We start from the raw sequence: 18,418 nt of genomic DNA on the forward strand, positions 1-18,418 counted from the left end.
GAAGCTACAAAATGAAAGATCAAACTACTTATAAACAATCCGGTCTGGAAAGACTAAATCCAGGCAGGCAGTGGTTAATCACCCTGCTGCTCGTTGTGGTCGTTGGCTGGATTGCAGGCGCCTGTCAGGAGGAAGACGTAAACCGCACCTTTGAGGGGCCGTATTTTGTTCGGTTTACCGATTCAACGCTGACTTATAAGGAAAGCTACAGCAAGCCCATTGCGGTGCGGGTACATAACGTTGGGCCGATCCTGAACCAGCCGATCACGGTCAATTACACCGTTAGCGGCACAGCTCGCGAAGGAAAAGATTATACCATTGTTGGTACGAAAGGAACGGTTATTATACCCGCCAATAAGAGCTTCGGGGAAATCTCGGTACAGTTGATCAACAATGCCAACAATATTCTGGATTCGCAATCGCTTACGTTTGCCCTGACGGGTGTTCAGCCCAGTTCGTTGCAGGTTGGGTTTGGTACTGGAGAAGTGCCACTCGGTAAAACATTCACCCTGACCATTAAAGATGATTGCCTGTTTGGTGGAACCTATACGGGAAGTGGTGTTGTAGCCGGACAAAAGGCAACGGCGTCGGGCATAGAAATAACCAGTACCGATTGTAAGCTGTACACCCTGAGCAACTGGAATATTGGGCTGATCAATTACGTGGTGGTTGGCAATAGTACGCTGTTTGGCTTTAATGCTGACAAACCAACGTTAACCTTTACCGATAATGGTGATAATTCACTGACGGTTCCGGCACAGAGCAATGCGGCTCTCGGTACAAATGGTTCGCTTAGTGGCAGTGGTGCCTGGAATCCCCGCAATCGCCAGATCACATTGAATCTTCAGGCAAAAGTTCGAATTCAAATGGTTCGTGACACCGTAACCACGTTTCGTGACACGACACTACTTTTTACCCAGACATACACGCCCCAATAATCTGACTAATACGCTGAATTATGCGCCAATTTATACGCTTATTGCTGATTCCTGGTGTAGTCGGATGGCTGCTGGGAGGGTGTTCAGAGAAACTTGAACCCAAACCAACGACCTATAGCCAGTTGCTGACAGGTACTGATAAAAAAACCTGGAAGATGGTTTCTTTTCAGATTTTTGACGACGGTACTGGGTCCGGTGTGATACCAGTTAATCAAAGTGGTATAGATCCCTGTATTACCGACGATCTGCTTACTTTTTATGCCAATGCCGAACACAAACTGGAAGCAAGCGAAGGAGCCACCAAATGCGCAGCCAATGCGCCGGATATTTACCTGACTGATAGCTGGGATCTGGTCAATGCGAATGCAACCCTGGCGTTTTATATCCCTGTCCTGGATGGTAAGTATCTGGCAACACTTAAAACGCTGACGGCAAACGTTTTGACGATTGAGCTGTATTTTCAGGATATAAACGCCAGCTACCGGTTTACGTTCAACTCTGTTACTACCAAATAGGCGTATGTTTCGATTATTACTCTGCCTGTCAGCCGTTGTGATTCTTGGTCAATCCGTACAGGCGCAAACGTTGAAGTCAGGCCAGTGTGCGACTATGGAAATGGATAGTGCGCTTCGGGCCAGATTTCCGCAGCTCGGCACGCTCAACGATTTCGAACGGGAGTTGCAGCTCAAAATGATTGAGATCAAGAAGCGCATGGCTTCCAGTCGGCAAACGGCAACGGTTATTACGATTCCGGTAGTTGTTCATATTGTGCATAATGGAGAACCTGTCGGTAGCGGGCGAAATCTTAGTGCCGCGCAGGTGCAGGCGCAGTTGGAAACGCTTAACGAAGATTACCGCCGGAAGGCCGGAACACCCGGTTTCAACAGTAATGCGGTCGGAGCCGATATTGAAATTGAATTCTGCTCGGCTGTGGTTAACCCACAGGGCCAGAACATGGCCGAACCGGGTATTGATCGGTACAATGGCAACCGGACTAACTGGAATACCAGTGATATTGATGGCGTATTGAAACCCAGTACTTACTGGAATCCCGATAAATATTACAACATCTGGGTTGTTGACCTGAATGAAGTCGTTGCGGGTGGTGGGCAATTGTTGGGGTACGCACAGTTTCCAAGTCAATCGAATCTGCCGGGTATACCCGCTGCCAGTCCGGCCAGCACCGATGGCGTAGTGATTGATTACCGTTCGTTTGGGAATGCCAGCAAAGGCAATTTCCCGACCATGCGGCCTACCTATAATCTGGGCCGTACACTAACCCACGAAACAGGCCACTGGCTGGGTCTGCGGCACATCTGGGGCGATGCCGCCTGTGGTGACGATTTCTGCGCCGATACGCCCCCACAGGCGTCGGCCAGTAGTGGATGCCCAACGGGCCGGGTCACTTGCGGAGGAGCCAACATGGTGCAGAACTATATGGACTACTCCAATGATGCCTGCATGAATATCTTCACGCTGAATCAAAAAGACCGGATTCGGGCCGTTATGGAAATCAGCCCCCGCCGAAACAGTCTGCTGACCGCCAACGTGTGCGGTACGCAGGTGGCTACCCGACCTACATCGAACTTTCAGGCCAACACCCGAAAAGTACTACTCGGTGGTCAGGTGCGGTTCAGCGACCTGTCGGGTGGATTCCCGACCAAATGGGAATGGACCTTTGAAGGCGGTACACCAGCTACTTCTACCGAACAAAATCCGACGGTTACCTATGCTCAGCCTGGCAAGTTCAAAGTAACACTCGTGACAACGAATGCAATTGGCCAGTCGGACCCGCTGGTTCGTACCGAATATGTCGAAGTCCTGAATCAGGGACTTTGTGCCGAGGTTACCAACTTTAGTGGAACACCTACAGTGATACGGGAACCGGGCGGAACAGGCTATCTGGCCGGTCAGAACAGTAAAAAAGCGCAGGCCGTTTCCGAGTTTTTCGATAATTCGTTGAGTTATAATAACCTGGCTGGCGCATCGCTGAAATTTGGTGTGGCTAAAGCAGCCAAAGGAGCTTCTACCGAGTCGGTTGTAACGGTGACCGTCTGGAACGGTCGCGGTTTCCAGAATGGCCCCGGTGCTATTCTGGGTCAGAAAGATGTTCCACTCCGGGTCATTCTTGACGACGTAGCCAACAATCGCCCAACAACGGTAACGTTCGACAGGAACGTACCGCTTTTCGGATTGTCTTATCACATCGGTATTACGCTGCCCTACGCTGCCGGAGATACTGTTGCGCTCGTAACCTCTAAAAATGGTGAATCCTTATTTGCTACCGCCTGGCGGCAAAACCAGAAAGGTGACTGGCTTCGTTATGCCGATAGCCTGGGGATAAACGTTTCGCACAACATTACCGCCCGCATTGGCATGAAGCCGTCGGTACAGGTAGCCTCCACTTCGGTATTTATCGATCCGGGGCAAACCGTTACGCTGAGCGCCACGGGAGCCAGCGTTTTTAACTGGACCGGTACGGGTCTGAACACAACCTTAGGGCCACAGGTCGTAGCACAGCCTACACAAACCACTTCCTATACGGTGTCTGGCTCGGGCGTGGACCTGTGTACAGCGCAGGCCGTTGTGCAGGTGTATGTGCGGGCGGGTACCGTAACGGCCAACAACCCACTGGTTGAACAGGCCCTCTCGGTAACACCTAACCCAAGCGATGGACAGATGACCGTCTCGTTCAGCAGTCCGCTCAAGGGCGCTTTGGTACTGGCCGTACGCAACCTGAATGGGGTTGAAATTGTCCGGCAGGCGCATCAGAAAACCGCCGATACCTTCGAGCAATCGCTTAATCTACAATCGGCCTCGGGCGGGGTTTACTTCGTGGAAGTCCGAATTGGCGATCAGGTGTTCAGGAAACGGGTCGTGAAGAATTAGAAAATAAACCAAACGGAGCCGGATTAAAATCCGGCTCCGTTTGGTTTATTGTTTTGTGTTTAAAATTCGTAGAGCCGTTGTATAAAAAGTTAGGGCAGCTAGACAAGGCTGCCCCGTTACTTATCTCATTTTAATCGCATAGATGGGAGCCAGCAACCATTCATTTGGTGCTATTTGTAGTTGTTCATCTTGATTATTTTTAAACAGATTATCCCAAAAAAGTACTGACTGGCTGTAAATGGGGTTATCCGGGCAGGGAGTTGCGGTAGTATATGCTACGTAAACCGGTAGCGTAAACCAATGCCCCTTCGTCTGTGTGCAAGTCTTACAGAGCCAGTATTTTTGGCTCTCCAAAATTTTATTTTCGCCCAGTTTCTTTAACTCCTCACGCAGATCACCATTGAATGCAACACTATCTATTTTCCCCGTTTCAGCCAGGTGAAAACGAAAGTAGCCCATCGCAAAATAACAGCCGGCATCAGGCACGTTAGCCCTTAATGCAAAATCGTCCAGAAAATAACTAGCCGATTTCTGTTTACCATTTCTAGGTTCAGTATAGAGAAATCGTACTGGTTTTTCGGTTTGCGCTTGGGTAAATTCCAGAGAAAAAAGGAATAAAAAATATACCCAGGACCACTTATTAACGACAATCTTTTTTACCCAGTGAGCCATTTTTATAATTTGTATTCGTTAGTATAATTCTATTTTGTTCTGATGGTGATAAAGCCTTAAACTGGGGCGTAGCCCCTAATCCTCCCCAAGCTAAATCTATAGCGTCTTGTTGAGGCATACCATATAACCCCACTAAAGCCTGGGCCATTGGTTGTACATAGTCTGATGCCATATTGTTGTGATCAGCATCGTTGTCAAGTGGTTTACTATTTATTTCATGATAGTATCCATGTACGAGTTCATGAATCAAGGTAGCCGCAATATACTCTTCACTTGCTTGGCCTAATGCATTTGTATTATAGTTTAATTGGCCGTTTCCACTTGATGGTAAATACCAGCCATCAAGTCCTTTGTCAGCATCATATCCCTGTTGTAAGAATATTTTCTTTTGGGTGTTAGACGACATAAGATTTATCATCATCTGGCCCACTTTCTCACCAAAGCTCCACTTGTCATATTAAATACAAATTCGGTAACCGCTTTAAGGCAAGGGTCGGTTAAATTGACTTCAATCTCATTAATATAGGGTCCTAGTTTAGTAGAAGTAAATTTTAGGATTTGCCCACTCCCCGAACCAGTCCCTGTACCTCCGGGATTGGTATTACCTCCAGGATTGTTACCACTACCATCATTTGAGCCCGTATTTCCCGAATCGCTGGAGCCGCCGTCCCTGCCCTCCCAATCTCCCGCCGGCTGGCCATTATCACGATATTTTGCTGCTTTTACGGTTACCTCCTTAAGTAGAATGCACTCTTCGCATGGCTGTTTTCTAGCTCCTGGACTTGAATCAGAAAAACTTACCTGCTGACTGGCTAAAACCGTATTGGTACCGCAGATTTTAGCGGTAATGGTATAGGTATTTGACCCTTCTCGGTTGTAATCCCATTCTGCATGAAAACCATGATAACGGCTGCTGGATTGTTACCAAAGGCAGGGACTAAGTCCGATCGATCTTCCCGTGCTTTGCCCGAAGCCACTTTAACTCCATTGATATAAATATCGATTATCACGGTTTTATTCAAATCGCTTCCATCTAATGCCCAGCCCCAAATCCCTGTGCTGGTTAGGGCATCAACATGGCCTTGAGGGCTAGCTACTGAACAATCACCACTCGCTGGTGGATTTGTTGTAGTTGGCGGATTTGTTGTTCCTCCAGTCGGGTTGGCTTTTGGGTCCTCTTCGGCAAAGCAACTGGCTTGCCCGTAACTAACGGCTTCGAGCCAATGGCGGGGTTTGAAATTTGATCCGTCAGCATAGGCGGCATACCAGTACCCATTATACTGATGTGCGTAGATAACTTCTCCCCAACTGGTCGTTAACAAATATTGACCCTGGTTGAAATTGCACCCTCCGGTAGGCGGGTTTGGATTTGTGGGCGGATTAGGAGTAGACGAGCAGTTAACAGCAACGACCGACGAATTGACTTCATTGGCATCGTTGTTGACCTCCCGCACTTTGGCATAGTATGAACCACTGCCACTCATCGAAACGGTCTAACTAAAGGAGGGGCCAACCAGATCATTGATTGCATTCACAATAGCATTATCCTTAAAAACCAGAATACTTATGCGATTACTGTTACTGGTTGTTAAAGATCCGCTGATAGATAGGTTAGATCCTTCACAATTAGCGGTTAAGACGATGTTGTCACTTGCCACTCTGGCAGCAGCTTTATAGCTATTGGTTTTGATGGATAAGCGAGCTTTCTCCACAAACAGACTAGCTGCATTAGCATTTGCCTGTCCACGCAGGAGTCTGAATGCTGAGGCTTGTCCTGCTTTCGTAAAATAGCCTTTCAAAGTATAGGTTACACTGGGGTTGGTAGGCGAAAGCTGAGTACCAATGTAATCAGCATAGTCCCCGCCGGTTTGTATAAACCCATCAGGAGTTAGAACTTTTATTGCAAATGCATTTGATCCGGGAAGAATAAACAGTTGCGAAGAAAGAATGTCGAGATAGTGAGCGGTTATGGTAAGTTCCATTTCTTCGCCCGGAGCGACTGTCTGTTTGTTGGCCCGGAGGGTAAATCGGATGGGGTCATTATCAAAGCGGCTGTTTTGGCCTTTACGGGCTGGCGAAACAGGGACAGGCAGTTTTCTCTTGCTGACTGACAGTGTGGGCATGTCGACCTTGTCGACAGGTTCATCCTTCGCAAATCCACTGGAACTGATCGACAGAACAGTTATGAATAGCAATGTGTAGTGTTTAAGTAATCTTAAATTCATAATTAGACTATTAATTTGCGGCAATAATAATAAAGGCTAACCGAAAAAAAATAATCTTATTATATAAATTTTTGTTTTTAACTTATTTAAAAGTAAACTGTGTAGAGATGTTAGGGTATAAAAAGAGATATTTTTTAGCTAAATACGCTAATAGGGTTTCGCCTTATTGGAAAATGAAACCATGCAGTATGATATGTTCAAGTAATCTGGAGCCAATTAGGGGCTTGCGTATGTATATGAGGCCGCTTTTAAATCAACTTTAGCTGTTTAATTGAACAGCGAGAAGGTACAAGGCCCAATGGGCGAAGACGACTTTAACCCTGAAGGTGATTATGCTTCAGGGTTTGAGATGAAGGCAATTACTACCTGAACTATTGGCGTCCTTTAGGATTAGTCTATTCTGGCCTGCCATTTGTTGATAACTAAACCCATTATTTACTAGTTTAGTGTATCTATTCGATACAAGCCACTGACGCATGAATCAGCCTGTTGCTGCTCAGCCTAATCCACATCCTCCAGAAGAACACGTATTGCTTCGTTCGTATGATCAGTTGCAGACTGCCCTTAGTATAGGGCTGATTGCAACCTGGTTCTGGGATATTGGCAGCGATAGAGTCTTTGGCGATTCAAACTTGTTTCAGCTTTTTGGCATAACTGATACGCCAGAGGCAAATGGATTGCCACTAAGCACATTCACCAACAATATTCACCCCGATGATCGGCCCCACGTCTCGCTTCTGATCGATGAGGCTATGCATCTGGATCGCAGTTTCGAAGCCGAATATCGAATCGTTGTCGATAGTCATGAACCCAAATGGGTTCTTGCACGCGGACGATTGACCTATGATATACATAAGCAACCTGTGACGTTCTCCGGTGTATTGGTCGATGTGACGGATCGGAAACGCGCTGAAATTCGCACTCTGGAGGTTGAAGGGCGGCTACGCTTAGCGATTGAATCGGCTCAATTAGGAACCTGGAACCTGAATCCATTGACCGGAGAACTGGTCTGGTCGGATCGCACGAAAGAACTTTTTGGACTACCACCAACTGCCCAGATAGATTATGCTGTGTTTTTGCGGGGAATTCATCCCGATGACCGGGCGCGAACCGATGAGATTGTGCAGGCTGCCCTGAAACCAGGAAGCAACGGACGTTATGATATTGAGTACCGAACAGTTGGCATTGAAGACGGCAGGCTTCGCTGGATTCGTGCCAATGGCCAGGCTTTCTTTAACGAACGGGGGGTAGCCAGCCGATTTACGGGAACCGTCATTGATATTACGTCGAGTAAACGCACGGAAGAAATACTTCAGGAGCGGGTCAATGAGCAAACCCGGGATCTGGAACAACAGACGCACCAGTTACGGACTACACTGGACGCTTCGCTCAATAGTATTATCGCCATGACCGCTATGCGTGATGAGGCCGGTAGGATCATTGATTTTATGATGCATACGGCCAATGAAGCGGTTGTCAAAAGTAGCTTTATGACGCCTGATCAGATTATTGACCGGTCGTTATTGACCGTATTCCCCGGAAATCGTGAAAACGGCTTTTATGACCTGTATGTGCGGGTTGTTGACACCGGGCAGGCTGAAGGTAGTATTCAGTATTACCAGGACGAATTTGGCCTGGAGGGATGGTTTGAAGTATCGGCTGTTAAGCAGGGAAGCGATGGCGTTGTGGTTACTTTCAACAACATTACCGACCGGAAAAAGGCCGAGCTGGCGGCTTTGCAGCAGGCTGCTGAATTGAAAGAGGCCGTCGCCGAGCTTAAACGCTCGAATGAAAACCTGCAACAGTTTGCCCAGATAGCCTCGCACGATTTGCAGGAGCCACTCCGGCGTATTCAGTCGTTTAGCGATATGCTGAAGAGTCAATTTATGGATAGCCTGTCAGATGGTGAAACCGATCTGATCCGGCGAATTCAGAAGTCGGCCCGGCGTATGCAAATGCTGATTAAAGATTTGCTGGCGTATTCTCAACTCACAACGCAGCGGGAACCCTTCCTGCCGATTCCGCTGGCCAACGTACTGACGGATGTTATCAGCGATCTGGAAATGACGATTGCCGAGAAAAACGCCATTATTGATACGGAGCCTTTACCGATTGTGTTGGGTAGCGCATCACGGCTTCGGCAGCTTTTTCAGAACCTGATTGCCAATGCACTTAAATTTGCGCAATCGGGCCAGCAACCCATGCTACAGATCCGTTTTCACCCGGCCCTGACCAACGAACTTCCCCAGAAACTTCAGGATCAGTCAGGGCGATCTTTCTGGCTGATTACGGTTGCCGACAATGGAATTGGCTTCGACGAAAAATACAAAGACCGTATTTTTACGCCGTTTCAGCGGTTACACGCTCAAACCATTTATAGCGGAACGGGTATTGGACTGGCCATTTGTCAGCGCGTGGCCGAGAGTCACGGTGGGGCTATCGATGCAACCAGCCAGCCGGGTCACGGATCGACATTTAACGTGTTTCTACCCGTTTTTGAATCTTTACCGGGCAAAATCCAATAAACCGTTGCATGGTCGTCATCAGGATTTCGTTCGCTGGAAAACAGTTTGGTAGGCAATAAATGTTTGTTTGGCTGATGCAACAACTTCATCGGAATTGTCATCGCCTTTTCGAACCAGAAAAGCACCGAAATCACGCCAGCGATGGCCGGTTTCTGAACCATACCCTTCATAAAAACGGGCTTTTGCCAGCAACGGTTGTACTGCCTGATTTTTCTGGAGGAGTTTCCAGATAACCGTGCCGCCCAGCATCGAACCTTCACCAACATAGGCCGCTCCTAACAAAGCAACCGGCGACCAGCCCGCAAACAAGTTAGGCATCGGTTGGGGCAGCGATAGCGACAGATTGGCCAGATCGGCCGTCAACCATGGTGTTTTTTGCCGGGTTTTGGGTTCATATTCCTCAAAGAAAGCAGGATGCCGGTCAATGGATGATTCCAAAGCCTGATGAAATACCAGATGAGTGCGAAGCAGATGGCCGTATTCTGCGGCCGATAGGGCCCCATTTCGAAGTGATTCGGTATAGAAAAGCTGTTCCGTCTGCTCATGTAGCGTTCGGGATTCCTGTCGGAGCCGTTCGGGTAAAGATGTCATTTGTTATCGATTCGGGTGTTGTTTTCAAGCCAGAAATCATACAGACGGCTTAACAATTTGCCGGTTGCCTGATAAGTGCCCGGCTTTACAACATAGGCGTTGATCCCTGCTTCGTAGGCAGATCGAATGTCGCTTGGGTTATCGGATGTGCTGAACGCAATAATTGGCAGGAATCGTGTGCGATCGAGGATGCGGGCACGCTGTACGACCTCAATGCCGCTAAGACCGACCAGATTGAGGTCCAGTAACAACAGCTTAGGTAAGGGAGTGATCTGCTTTTGGTATTGACCCTGTCCAGTCAGATAATCAACCGCTTCGGCACCACTGCTAAGAATAGTGTAGGTGATGGGGCGCTGTAACTTCTGCATCAGCCGGCTGAATATATCTGCATCATTCGCATCATCTTCGATGTATAGAACATCTGCCATACGTTATGAGGTAGTTGCTATCGGTAAAGAAACGTAAAAAGTTGTTCCCCGGTTGGGTTCGCTGTGATACCAGATCTTACCCTGATGCCGGTTTATAATTCGTTTAACAATGGCCAGCCCAACACCGGAGCCTTCAAAAGACCGGGCATTTTCTAATCGTTTGAACAAATCAAACATCTTGCCCGCCTGTTTCATATCGAAACCGATACCATTGTCTTCCACCGAATAAATGACTTCGCCGTCAGTTTGTTTTCCAGTGACGTGAATAATGGCTTCCGGAGATAAGCGAGTGTATTTAGCTGAGTTACTAAGCAAATTTGTAAATAACTGAATGGCCATCGTTTCATCGGCCGTTATGGGCGGTGTGTCGCCAATGTCGATTGTTAATGACCGGTCTTTCGCCGTAACCAGAATCTCTTCCCGAATACCCTCCAGCAAATGGCGCATATCAATTGGCTCGGTATTCAACTCGGTACGACCCATTCGTGAATAGTACAAAATATGCCGGATGAGGGCCCGCATTCGCTCCGTAGAGTCAATAACTTTCTGGAACAGGACGTGGGCATCCGGCGGAAAGTCCTGACCGTATTCTTCAAGCAGAATTTCCGAATAACATCGGATCGACGATAAAGGCGTACGCAAATCGTGCGAGACGGTATAACTAAACGCATCCAGTTCATCATAGGCCAGTTGCAGCCGCTGGTTTAAGACCCGTATTTCGTTCGCCTGTTTGGTAATTACCTGCAAAACGTCTTCGCGGAGCTTGATTACAGTCGACACTTCGGCCTCCGACCAGGGTTCCGATGTGTTCCGGACGGTTTGTGTCCAGGCTTCAAAACTTTTTCGGGGACTAATGCGCCCCTGCCCATTTTCACCGACCGTTAGGGGCTTATCCGGGTTTCCGGCCCACGTAACTTGCTGAATCTGTTCGGATTTAAACCAGAAAACATATTCATTTAGCTCTTTTGACAGAACAATGGCTAAAAGCCCTGCACCTATATCCCGAAATTCTTCGCTGGGTGGATACAGCGCAGCGAGTTGACTCGTCTCCAGAAACGTTTCGGTATCACTTGCTTTGAGCCAGTCGGCCAGTGCGCGAATGTCAACCTCGCTGGGCGTCTTTCCCAGTCGGTAAATGTGATTATTGAACAGAAGGGCCGCTCCGGTAGCTTTTGTCAGATCCAGAATGGTATGTGATCGTTTTGTGAGGGCCTGCACTACATTCTCATCGATCAATAATTGCTCATGAATGTACTGGCCATGCTGACGATAGAGCAGCAAATTACTCTGATCTTCTTCGTCCTTACGAAACTCAAGCGCTGTCGAAAGCAGCTGGCTCACAAATTTGGCGGCCTGCCGCGCCGGATAATCGACGAATCGGGGAACCGTGTTGTGGCACGAAATTAACCCCCATAATTCGCCCCGATACAGCAAGGAAATGCTCATGGACGCCTGCACGCCCATGTTCTTGAGGTACTCGATATGAATGGGTGATACGGCTCTGAGTACGGAATGGGTGAGATCTAACGGGTGATCTTCCGGCCAACCTGGCTGTGATAAGATGCGCGATGGAGTACTGGTGGCATCGGCAATCAAACGTACCAGATTAACTTTATATAATTCACGAGCCTGACGTGGTATGTCGGATGCCGGATAATGCAAACCCAGATAGGGTTCCAGATGAGGCTCTTTGGCTTCGGCTATAACATGCCCGTGCCAGTCGGACTCAAAACGATAGACCATAACCCGGTCAAAGCCAATAATCTTTTTTACACGCTGAGCCGTGTTTTGTAATAGATCAGCGAGGGTTCGACTTGCCTGAACCTCCGTCAGTGCCTGCGCAATCAGTTGCTGGTTCCTGAGCGGATTATGGTCACCAATGGGTTCCCATTCCAGAATAATAAGCCCGTTATGTTGATGAATGATGAGATTCCAGGCTTTTTCGTTTATAACGAATTGGTGTGGGTTCATACTATCCCATGAACCGCTTCGTCGGCCTACGTTCAGCAGTTCAACCAGCGCATTGACCGATAAATCAGTTTTGGCTAGTATCGAGCCAAGCGATTGCCCCAGTAGCTGGTCAGCTGAAATGTCAAGTAGATCGGCCATGTTGTCGCTCGCATGAACGATCGTATAGGTATCAGGCAAAATGGCTAGTAAATAGCCGTATGATTGAATAGAACCGAGAATGTGGATCGGCTCTCGTTCACAGTTAGTTAGGTCAACGTTTGAAAGAGTCATTCAACTAGAATAAGTTCACAGATTGCCAGGGCTAAACAAAAAAAAATGCAATGACGGTTTGCAATATAAGCATAGACGAAATCTGTTTTATAGAAACCTATCGATGGCACTATTGTTTTCTATGAGTAATTTTCAGGTTGCTTTATGTCAGCTAGTTAGTGCGCTTGTAGTTACGTTATCCGTACGCCAAATGATCCCTCTGGTCATCTGATTGACGCCACCAATTGCGCTCTTATTGTAGATCCTGATGCCAGAAACAGTAGAACCGCTGATAGATCCGTCTTCCCTATGTCTAACGTTTTTACTGTTTATGAATAACTGCTGCAACGCCAGATTTCGAGTACTACTACTGCTGCTGACAGGCCTCATGATCGTTGGCCATATGGTTAATGCCCAGGCAGTTGATTCCGTAAAAGTTGTCGCCCCAGGTGCTACACTTCGCCAAATTTCGAGCCAGTTCGCGTTTACTGAAGGGCCAACTGTTGATAAGAAAGGAGTCATTTACTTCACCGATCAACCCAACGACAAAATCTGGACGTATGACACAGACGGAAAACTGTCGGTTTATATGGATAAAGCTGGTCGATCTAATGGATTATATTTTGATAAAAAAGGTAATTTGATTTCCTGTGCCGATGAAAAGGATGAATTGTGGTCTATTAGCCCGGAAAAGAAAATTACTGTCCTCCTGAGTAACTTTAAGGGTCTTCGGCTGAATGGCCCCAACGATTTATGGATTGACCCCAAAGGGGGTATCTATTTCACCGATCCCTATTACCAGCGCGACTATTGGGAGCGAAAAAAACCGGATATCGATGGGCAGAAGGTTTATTATCTCCCTAAAGATGCCAAAGAGGCCATTATCGTCGATAGTGACTTCATGCAGCCCAATGGTATTGTCGGCACTCCCGATGGTAAGAGCCTGTTTGTTGCCGACATTCGGGCCAGTAAAACCTATAAATACCAGATCAATTCAGATGGAAGCTTAACAAATCGGCAACTTTATATTGCGCAGGGTTCTGACGGCATGACGCTTGATAATCAGGGTAATCTGTATCTGTCAGGGAAGGGTGTTACGGTCTATGACCCTGCCGGTAAGAAGCTGGGGACGATTCCGGTGCCTTCCCGTTGGGTTGGCAATATTTGTTTCGGCGGTAAAGATCGGCGCACCTTGTTTATTACAGCATCGGAGTCTATTTATACGCTTCAAATGCAGGTAAAAGGTGTAGAATAATAGCTTGGTCTACTAATCGCATCCGCAAAAGCAGGCTAATTTCGCCGGACCGGATGTAAGCCTGTGTATAACAGGCGATGAATTGAGCGAGTAACCAATGGTCAGCTCGTTGCCATCGGATGATAGCTGGCCCGTTATCTGGATGGGAACATTACTAAAGCCTGCGCCCGTAAAGGCATGATAACTGCCATTGACGGTAAATGAACGGGATTGATTCAGCTCAATTTTTGGAATTAGCAGATAGGCGCAGCACATGCCGCTAAGGCGATAGGCCCCCTGATAAGGTGCTAATTCAACGCACCCTTCGGACCAGACACCCGTTGGCAAAATATCTGTATTGGAACGGCATTCGATCATCATTACAGCTAGGATGATCAGAAAAAGAAGGTTTTGTTTCATACCCTGAACAGTATATAGCCATGACTCCAGTAGGGGAAAATTCGTTGGAATAGATGGTCAGAAAAAGCAGGATTATTGGTCAGGCTACTAAATCGCTTACCAGTCAATCATACATACAACCTGTGCCAATAAAAAATCAGGCAGCCCCATTGGAGTAGCCTGATCTAAAACGTTGTAAGCTTCTTTTCAGAAGTACATACGACAGGATTATGCTATTGGATTTCGCCGTTTTGGGCAGATAGGCACAAAGCTGGCCTCTGGCTTAAAACGTATATCCATAGTAGTGATCTATTCGTTTATGACCGCTCTATATGGAACGTGTCTAAGCTGACAATTGAGGTGAATTGTAAAGAATTTGGTACCTGAAATGGTGTTCTCTGTTTATTAGTGGCACAAAAAGCGGATATTTTCTTGCTGAAAGGACATTCCCATCCGATATTTAAACCCTAATGCCGGGATCATCGTAGCGAAGATCTATTAAAGCTCGGAAAGAGGGTTAAATAGGCGACTATGAGCATACAGATAACACTGACGGCGAAAGAGCTGATTTTATATCTTGGCCAGGAGGTACAGATCAATGCTATTGATCATGCTAAACATGGGGAAGTTGGTATCCTTAATTATGTTCGTGACAGAATAGATGGTAATCCGATGACACCAACAGCCGGTGTTTGCTTCCATGGAGAATCGTTTACGCGTACAGTGCCCCTGCATAGTGTGCGTTTACTGCTTCGGCCGTTGCCAGGTTTGACCGAATCGGAAGCTAAACAATGTTTTCGATTGGGATATCCTTACTGGGATCAACGCGAGGAGGTGAGTTTAATCCGGAGCGAAACCCAGATTGAGATAGTGTCGGGCCCACTTAAACTGGTTATTACAACCCTGGGTATTGTTTCGTCAGAGCGTTGGCTTGATGGAACAGCTAGTCCGGCCCGCGTTAGCGTTCTGGCGTTGATGAATTATCTGGATAGCCTGTTTATTGATACACGTGGCTACATTGAACGAGGTCTTGCTATTGCCGTGAATACTAGACCCGAGTAAGGGCTTTACCTAAAAAAATGCCGGCCCAAGCTAGACCGGCATTTACCGTTTTCTTAACCTATGAGATATTTCTTTATAGACCGCAAAGATAGCTGGTCTGTACGAGGTCATATGTTAAAAGACGTTAACATAAAAACGCCGGGCCTAATAAGCCCGGCGTTTTTTAACCATCCTCTTTTCCAAAAACCTTCTAAACAAAGTTAAGCAGTTAGTATAGGCGCTGGGGTTAAAAGATGGTTAAGGTGAAAACCAAAAGCTGAGAAAATGCAGTTATAAGTAGTAAGATTCAGGAAATAAGTTTAATTGAGGTGATTATAGCTGAGGCCTGAAGAGCGGATTGATGTTAGTTGGTGCAAAAAACAGCCCGGTTCAATCGACCGGGCGTTTTACTTCATCTTGTTCATATTACCTATTCGCTTGCCTATACGCCATCCATCGGTTAACCGTTGCCAACGATAAAAAAAACTAGTGGGCCTGCCAGGGGAGATTTGTAGCTCACAATTTACTTCTTGCGCCAAAAGGATAGGGTTTAAGGAAAGTTTAATGCCGGGACGTTAAGGAATCCGTATTCTTACACTCCTGAACGGAAAAATGCTGGTGGTCTGGTGTAAAAAGAAGGTAGTTTACACAGTTGACCTTGCTCAAAAAATAAAGTCTAAATAAAAGAGATAGCCCAATTCATAATGAAGTGGCCAACCTTTACTGAATCATCGCCCAACTCACGTTATAACTTTACATCTACAGCACACGATAATCGTCCGTTACGGGTGCTGATTTTGATAGGATTGTTATTTTGGGTCGCTTTTATCGGCGTATATTTTCAGCCTGATAACTGGGGCTATTCCTGGCTATTCGTGCTCCTGACAATTTCCGTTGTTTTTAAATTACTCCGTTTGTTGCATGAATGGTACCACTATTGGAAAGTAGTACCGCCAACTCCTCCTGTTGTCACCCGAACCTGGACAGTCGATGTCATGACCACCTATTGTGCGGGAGAACCTTACGATATGGTTTTGAATACATTACGGGCTATTCAGGCCATGCATTATCCGCATACTACCTACCTCTGCGATGAAGCCGACGACCCGTATTTAAGGCAACAATGTGAGGCACTGGGTGTTCGACACGTAACCCGCCGGATAAAGAACGATGCCAAAGCGGGTAATATCAATAACGCTCTTCAACAGGCTACCGGAGAAATCTGCCTGGTCATTGACCCGGACCATGTACCCGTTCCTGACTTTCTGGATCATGTATTGCCTTATTTTGAAAACCCTTCCATTGGATTCGTGCAATGCGTGCAGGGGTATTACAATGGTAAGGAAAGTATTGTCGCTTTTGGGGCAACTGAGCAAACGTATAGCTTTTACGGACCAATGATGACCTGTATGGGTCAATATGGTACGACGCAAGCTATTGGGGCTAACTGCACATTTCGCCGGGCCGCCCTCGACTCGATCGGAGGGCATGCCAACGGACTTTCTGAAGATATGCATACGGCTATGCGTTTGCACGCAGAAGGCTGGAAATCAGTGTATATTCCACTACCGTTATCCTATGGCTTAGTGCCAGCTACGCTATCGGCTTATTACAAACAACAACTCAAATGGGCCCGAGGTACGTTTGAACTTCTGCTCATTACCTATCCAAAGCTATTCAGCAGGCTGTCGCTCCGGCAGCGGCTCCATTACGGGACCATACCACTTTATTACCTGCTGGGCGTCGTACAACTTATCGATTTACTGATTCCAATTGGTTCGCTGTTAACGATGCATTTGCCCTTAAAACTGGATTTGCCCGTATTTGCAACCGCCTATTTCCCGCTGTTGGCAACGGCTTTCCTGATTCGGCAATATGCACAACGGTGGCTGATTGAAAGGCATGAAGCAGGTTTCCATCTGATTGGTGGACTATTGGCAAGTGGCACCTGGTGGATTTACGTACTGGGTTTAATTTATACTATTTTTCGGGTCGAAGTGCCTTACATTCCAACGCCTAAAGAAGATAGGCCCCGGAATAATTTCATGTTGATATTGCCCAATCTGGTAATGAGTCTGGTCTCCATTGCTACCATTGGCTATAGCATTTACGTTTACGGACGGTTTGCCCACAGCAATATTTACTCCCGAATGATGATCGGTTTTGCCCTGCTGAATGCGATCATTCTGGGTATTAATGTGCTGATTGGTCAGGAAAAACTACTGATACGGGTAAGTCGCCTGATTGATGAGTTGTCCCGGCGAAAAGCATCGTTCTGGTCAATTCGGTTAGCAGCCTGGCAGGCTCGTTATGGATTATATTATTGGTTACGGCTGTCAGCCATTCCGTTGTTTATTGGCGTAGTCGTAGCGGCTACCGGCATGACCATTTTTACCTATGAGCAGCGAACGGCTCATCTGCCTGTTCACATTCGACATGCCAATACCCAGTCGTTTTATGTTGGCGTGGAGCGTACATCGGCTTCCGTATCCCGGCGAAACCTTGCGTTGTCTGATAGTCTTATTATTGCCGAGCATATTGCCATACCGCTAAAAGCCAGTTCAGGTAGGATACACCCGATCTGGCCTGAATCAGAAACTCAGATACCGCTACTCTATCTCGAACCAAGGCTGGGTCAATCCAGTACAGATCAGGGAATTCGTTCGTTTTTACAGACAATACTGACCGGGAGTTACGATACAGTTCTGGTCAAGTTCGCCGAGGATATCAAGCACTACAAACGCCCTCTATTGATTAGTTTCATGCCCGAATTCGATGATCCTGGCCATCCCTGGGGCATAGAGCAGGAATCGACGCTGGCGTTGTACCAGAAAACCTGGCAATACCTCGTGCAATTCTACCAGGAACGCAAAATCGAGAATGTTGCCTGGGTTTGGTGTCCGGCCCGGCCTTCGACCATAACGGACTACTATCCTGGTGAGTTGTATGTAGACTGGCTCGGCCTATCTGTCAACAATGATTCTATGAATGAGCCTGCCGAGCATGAGTGGTCTTTTGCTTCCCTTTATCAAATTCCACGAAATACGGTTCGGGCACATTCGTCGTATAGCATACGCCAGAAGCCAATTCTGCTCATTCATTTTGGTACTGTATCTGGTCAGTTACAATCAACCCGCTGGATCAAGGACGCACTGACCATGATTCAGGAGCGCTATCTGGAAGTAAAAGGGGTTGTTTTTGATCCGCAATCCTCTGTTTTGAATCAACGGCTCTGACCAAAAGTACGAATAGATAA

The 18,418-nt window shown here is 47.1% G+C and carries 16 protein-coding genes; 7 read left to right on the forward strand and 9 right to left on the reverse strand.

What is annotated here, in order from left to right; genetic code table 11:
• The first annotated feature begins 11 nt into the window (after window positions 1-11).
• The 3 genes from GJR95_RS22220 to GJR95_RS22230 are packed head-to-tail and all read left to right on the forward strand — an operon-like array spanning window position 12 to window position 3,827.
• The gene (locus GJR95_RS22220) at window positions 12-938 is read left to right on the forward strand and encodes a Calx-beta domain-containing protein (protein ID WP_162387945.1); all 927 of its coding nucleotides are present in this window, start codon (window positions 12-14) and stop codon (window positions 936-938) included.
• A 20-nt stretch (window positions 939-958) separates the two neighbouring features.
• Complete coding sequence (locus GJR95_RS22225) at window positions 959-1,453, forward strand: hypothetical protein (protein ID WP_162387946.1); 495 nt, start codon at window positions 959-961, stop codon at window positions 1,451-1,453.
• 4 nt (window positions 1,454-1,457) lie between these two features.
• Window positions 1,458-3,827: a M43 family zinc metalloprotease gene (locus GJR95_RS22230; RefSeq protein WP_162387947.1), complete on the forward strand. Its 2,370-nt coding sequence runs from the start codon at window positions 1,458-1,460 to the stop codon at window positions 3,825-3,827.
• 120 nt (window positions 3,828-3,947) lie between these two features.
• Here GJR95_RS22230 and GJR95_RS22235 read toward each other — a convergent pair whose 3' ends face one another.
• The 5 genes from GJR95_RS22235 to GJR95_RS22255 form a co-directional block, all read right to left on the reverse strand.
• Window positions 3,948-4,499, reverse strand: coding sequence for a hypothetical protein (locus GJR95_RS22235; protein WP_162387948.1), 552 nt, complete (start codon window positions 4,497-4,499; stop codon window positions 3,948-3,950).
• A complete protein-coding gene (locus GJR95_RS22240; protein ID WP_262889723.1) occupies window positions 4,468-4,920 on the reverse strand; it encodes a type III secretion system effector protein in 453 nt (150 codons plus the stop codon). Before GJR95_RS22240 ends, GJR95_RS22235 begins: the two co-directional genes overlap by 32 nt.
• Before the next feature lie 130 nt (window positions 4,921-5,050).
• Complete coding sequence (locus tag GJR95_RS22245; protein ID WP_162387950.1) at window positions 5,051-5,206, reverse strand: hypothetical protein; 156 nt, start codon at window positions 5,204-5,206, stop codon at window positions 5,051-5,053.
• A 105-nt stretch (window positions 5,207-5,311) separates the two neighbouring features.
• Entirely contained in the window at window positions 5,312-5,983 is a 672-nt protein-coding gene (locus tag GJR95_RS22250) for a hypothetical protein (protein ID WP_162387951.1), read from the reverse strand.
• 9 nt (window positions 5,984-5,992) lie between these two features.
• Window positions 5,993-6,724 carry a hypothetical protein gene (locus tag GJR95_RS22255; RefSeq protein ID WP_162387952.1) on the reverse strand — a complete coding sequence of 244 codons (732 nt, stop codon included), beginning with the start codon at window positions 6,722-6,724 and terminating at the stop codon, window positions 5,993-5,995.
• Window positions 6,725-7,200: 476 nt separating this feature from the next.
• Here GJR95_RS22255 and GJR95_RS22260 point away from each other — a divergent pair, with 476 nt between their 5' ends.
• On the forward strand, window positions 7,201-9,249 hold the full coding sequence (locus tag GJR95_RS22260; protein ID WP_162387953.1) for a PAS domain-containing sensor histidine kinase: 2,049 nt from the start codon (window positions 7,201-7,203) through the stop codon (window positions 9,247-9,249).
• A gap of 18 nt (window positions 9,250-9,267) precedes the next feature.
• On the opposite strand, the gene GJR95_RS22265 is transcribed toward GJR95_RS22260, so the two are convergent.
• Genes GJR95_RS22265 through GJR95_RS22275 form a run of 3 tightly spaced genes read right to left on the reverse strand, consistent with a single transcriptional unit; the run spans window position 9,268 to window position 12,509 of the window.
• Window positions 9,268-9,840, reverse strand: coding sequence for a biliverdin-producing heme oxygenase (locus tag GJR95_RS22265; protein WP_162387954.1), 573 nt, complete (start codon window positions 9,838-9,840; stop codon window positions 9,268-9,270).
• A complete protein-coding gene (locus tag GJR95_RS22270; protein WP_162387955.1) occupies window positions 9,837-10,268 on the reverse strand; it encodes a response regulator in 432 nt (143 codons plus the stop codon). Before GJR95_RS22270 ends, GJR95_RS22265 begins: the two co-directional genes overlap by 4 nt.
• Before the next feature lie 3 nt (window positions 10,269-10,271).
• The gene (locus GJR95_RS22275; protein WP_162387956.1) at window positions 10,272-12,509 is read right to left on the reverse strand and encodes an ATP-binding protein; all 2,238 of its coding nucleotides are present in this window, start codon (window positions 12,507-12,509) and stop codon (window positions 10,272-10,274) included.
• Between the two features lie 367 nt (window positions 12,510-12,876).
• Between GJR95_RS22275 and GJR95_RS22280 the strand changes: the two genes are divergently transcribed.
• Entirely contained in the window at window positions 12,877-13,743 is an 867-nt protein-coding gene (locus GJR95_RS22280) for an SMP-30/gluconolactonase/LRE family protein (RefSeq protein WP_232541291.1), read from the forward strand.
• A gap of 12 nt (window positions 13,744-13,755) precedes the next feature.
• Here the strand turns inward: GJR95_RS22280 and GJR95_RS22285 are convergent, their stop codons facing one another.
• A complete protein-coding gene (locus GJR95_RS22285; protein ID WP_162387958.1) occupies window positions 13,756-14,142 on the reverse strand; it encodes a hypothetical protein in 387 nt (128 codons plus the stop codon).
• 510 nt (window positions 14,143-14,652) lie between these two features.
• On the opposite strand from GJR95_RS22285, the gene GJR95_RS22290 reads away from it, so the two are divergent.
• The gene (locus GJR95_RS22290) at window positions 14,653-15,183 is read left to right on the forward strand and encodes a hypothetical protein (protein WP_162387959.1); all 531 of its coding nucleotides are present in this window, start codon (window positions 14,653-14,655) and stop codon (window positions 15,181-15,183) included.
• A 683-nt stretch (window positions 15,184-15,866) separates the two neighbouring features.
• Window positions 15,867-18,398 carry a glycosyltransferase family 2 protein gene (locus tag GJR95_RS22295; RefSeq protein ID WP_162387960.1) on the forward strand — a complete coding sequence of 844 codons (2,532 nt, stop codon included), beginning with the start codon at window positions 15,867-15,869 and terminating at the stop codon, window positions 18,396-18,398.
• Window positions 18,399-18,418 lie beyond the last annotated feature (20 nt).

This window comes from Spirosoma endbachense (assembly GCF_010233585.1).
Taxonomy (GTDB): domain Bacteria; phylum Bacteroidota; class Bacteroidia; order Cytophagales; family Spirosomataceae; genus Spirosoma; species Spirosoma endbachense.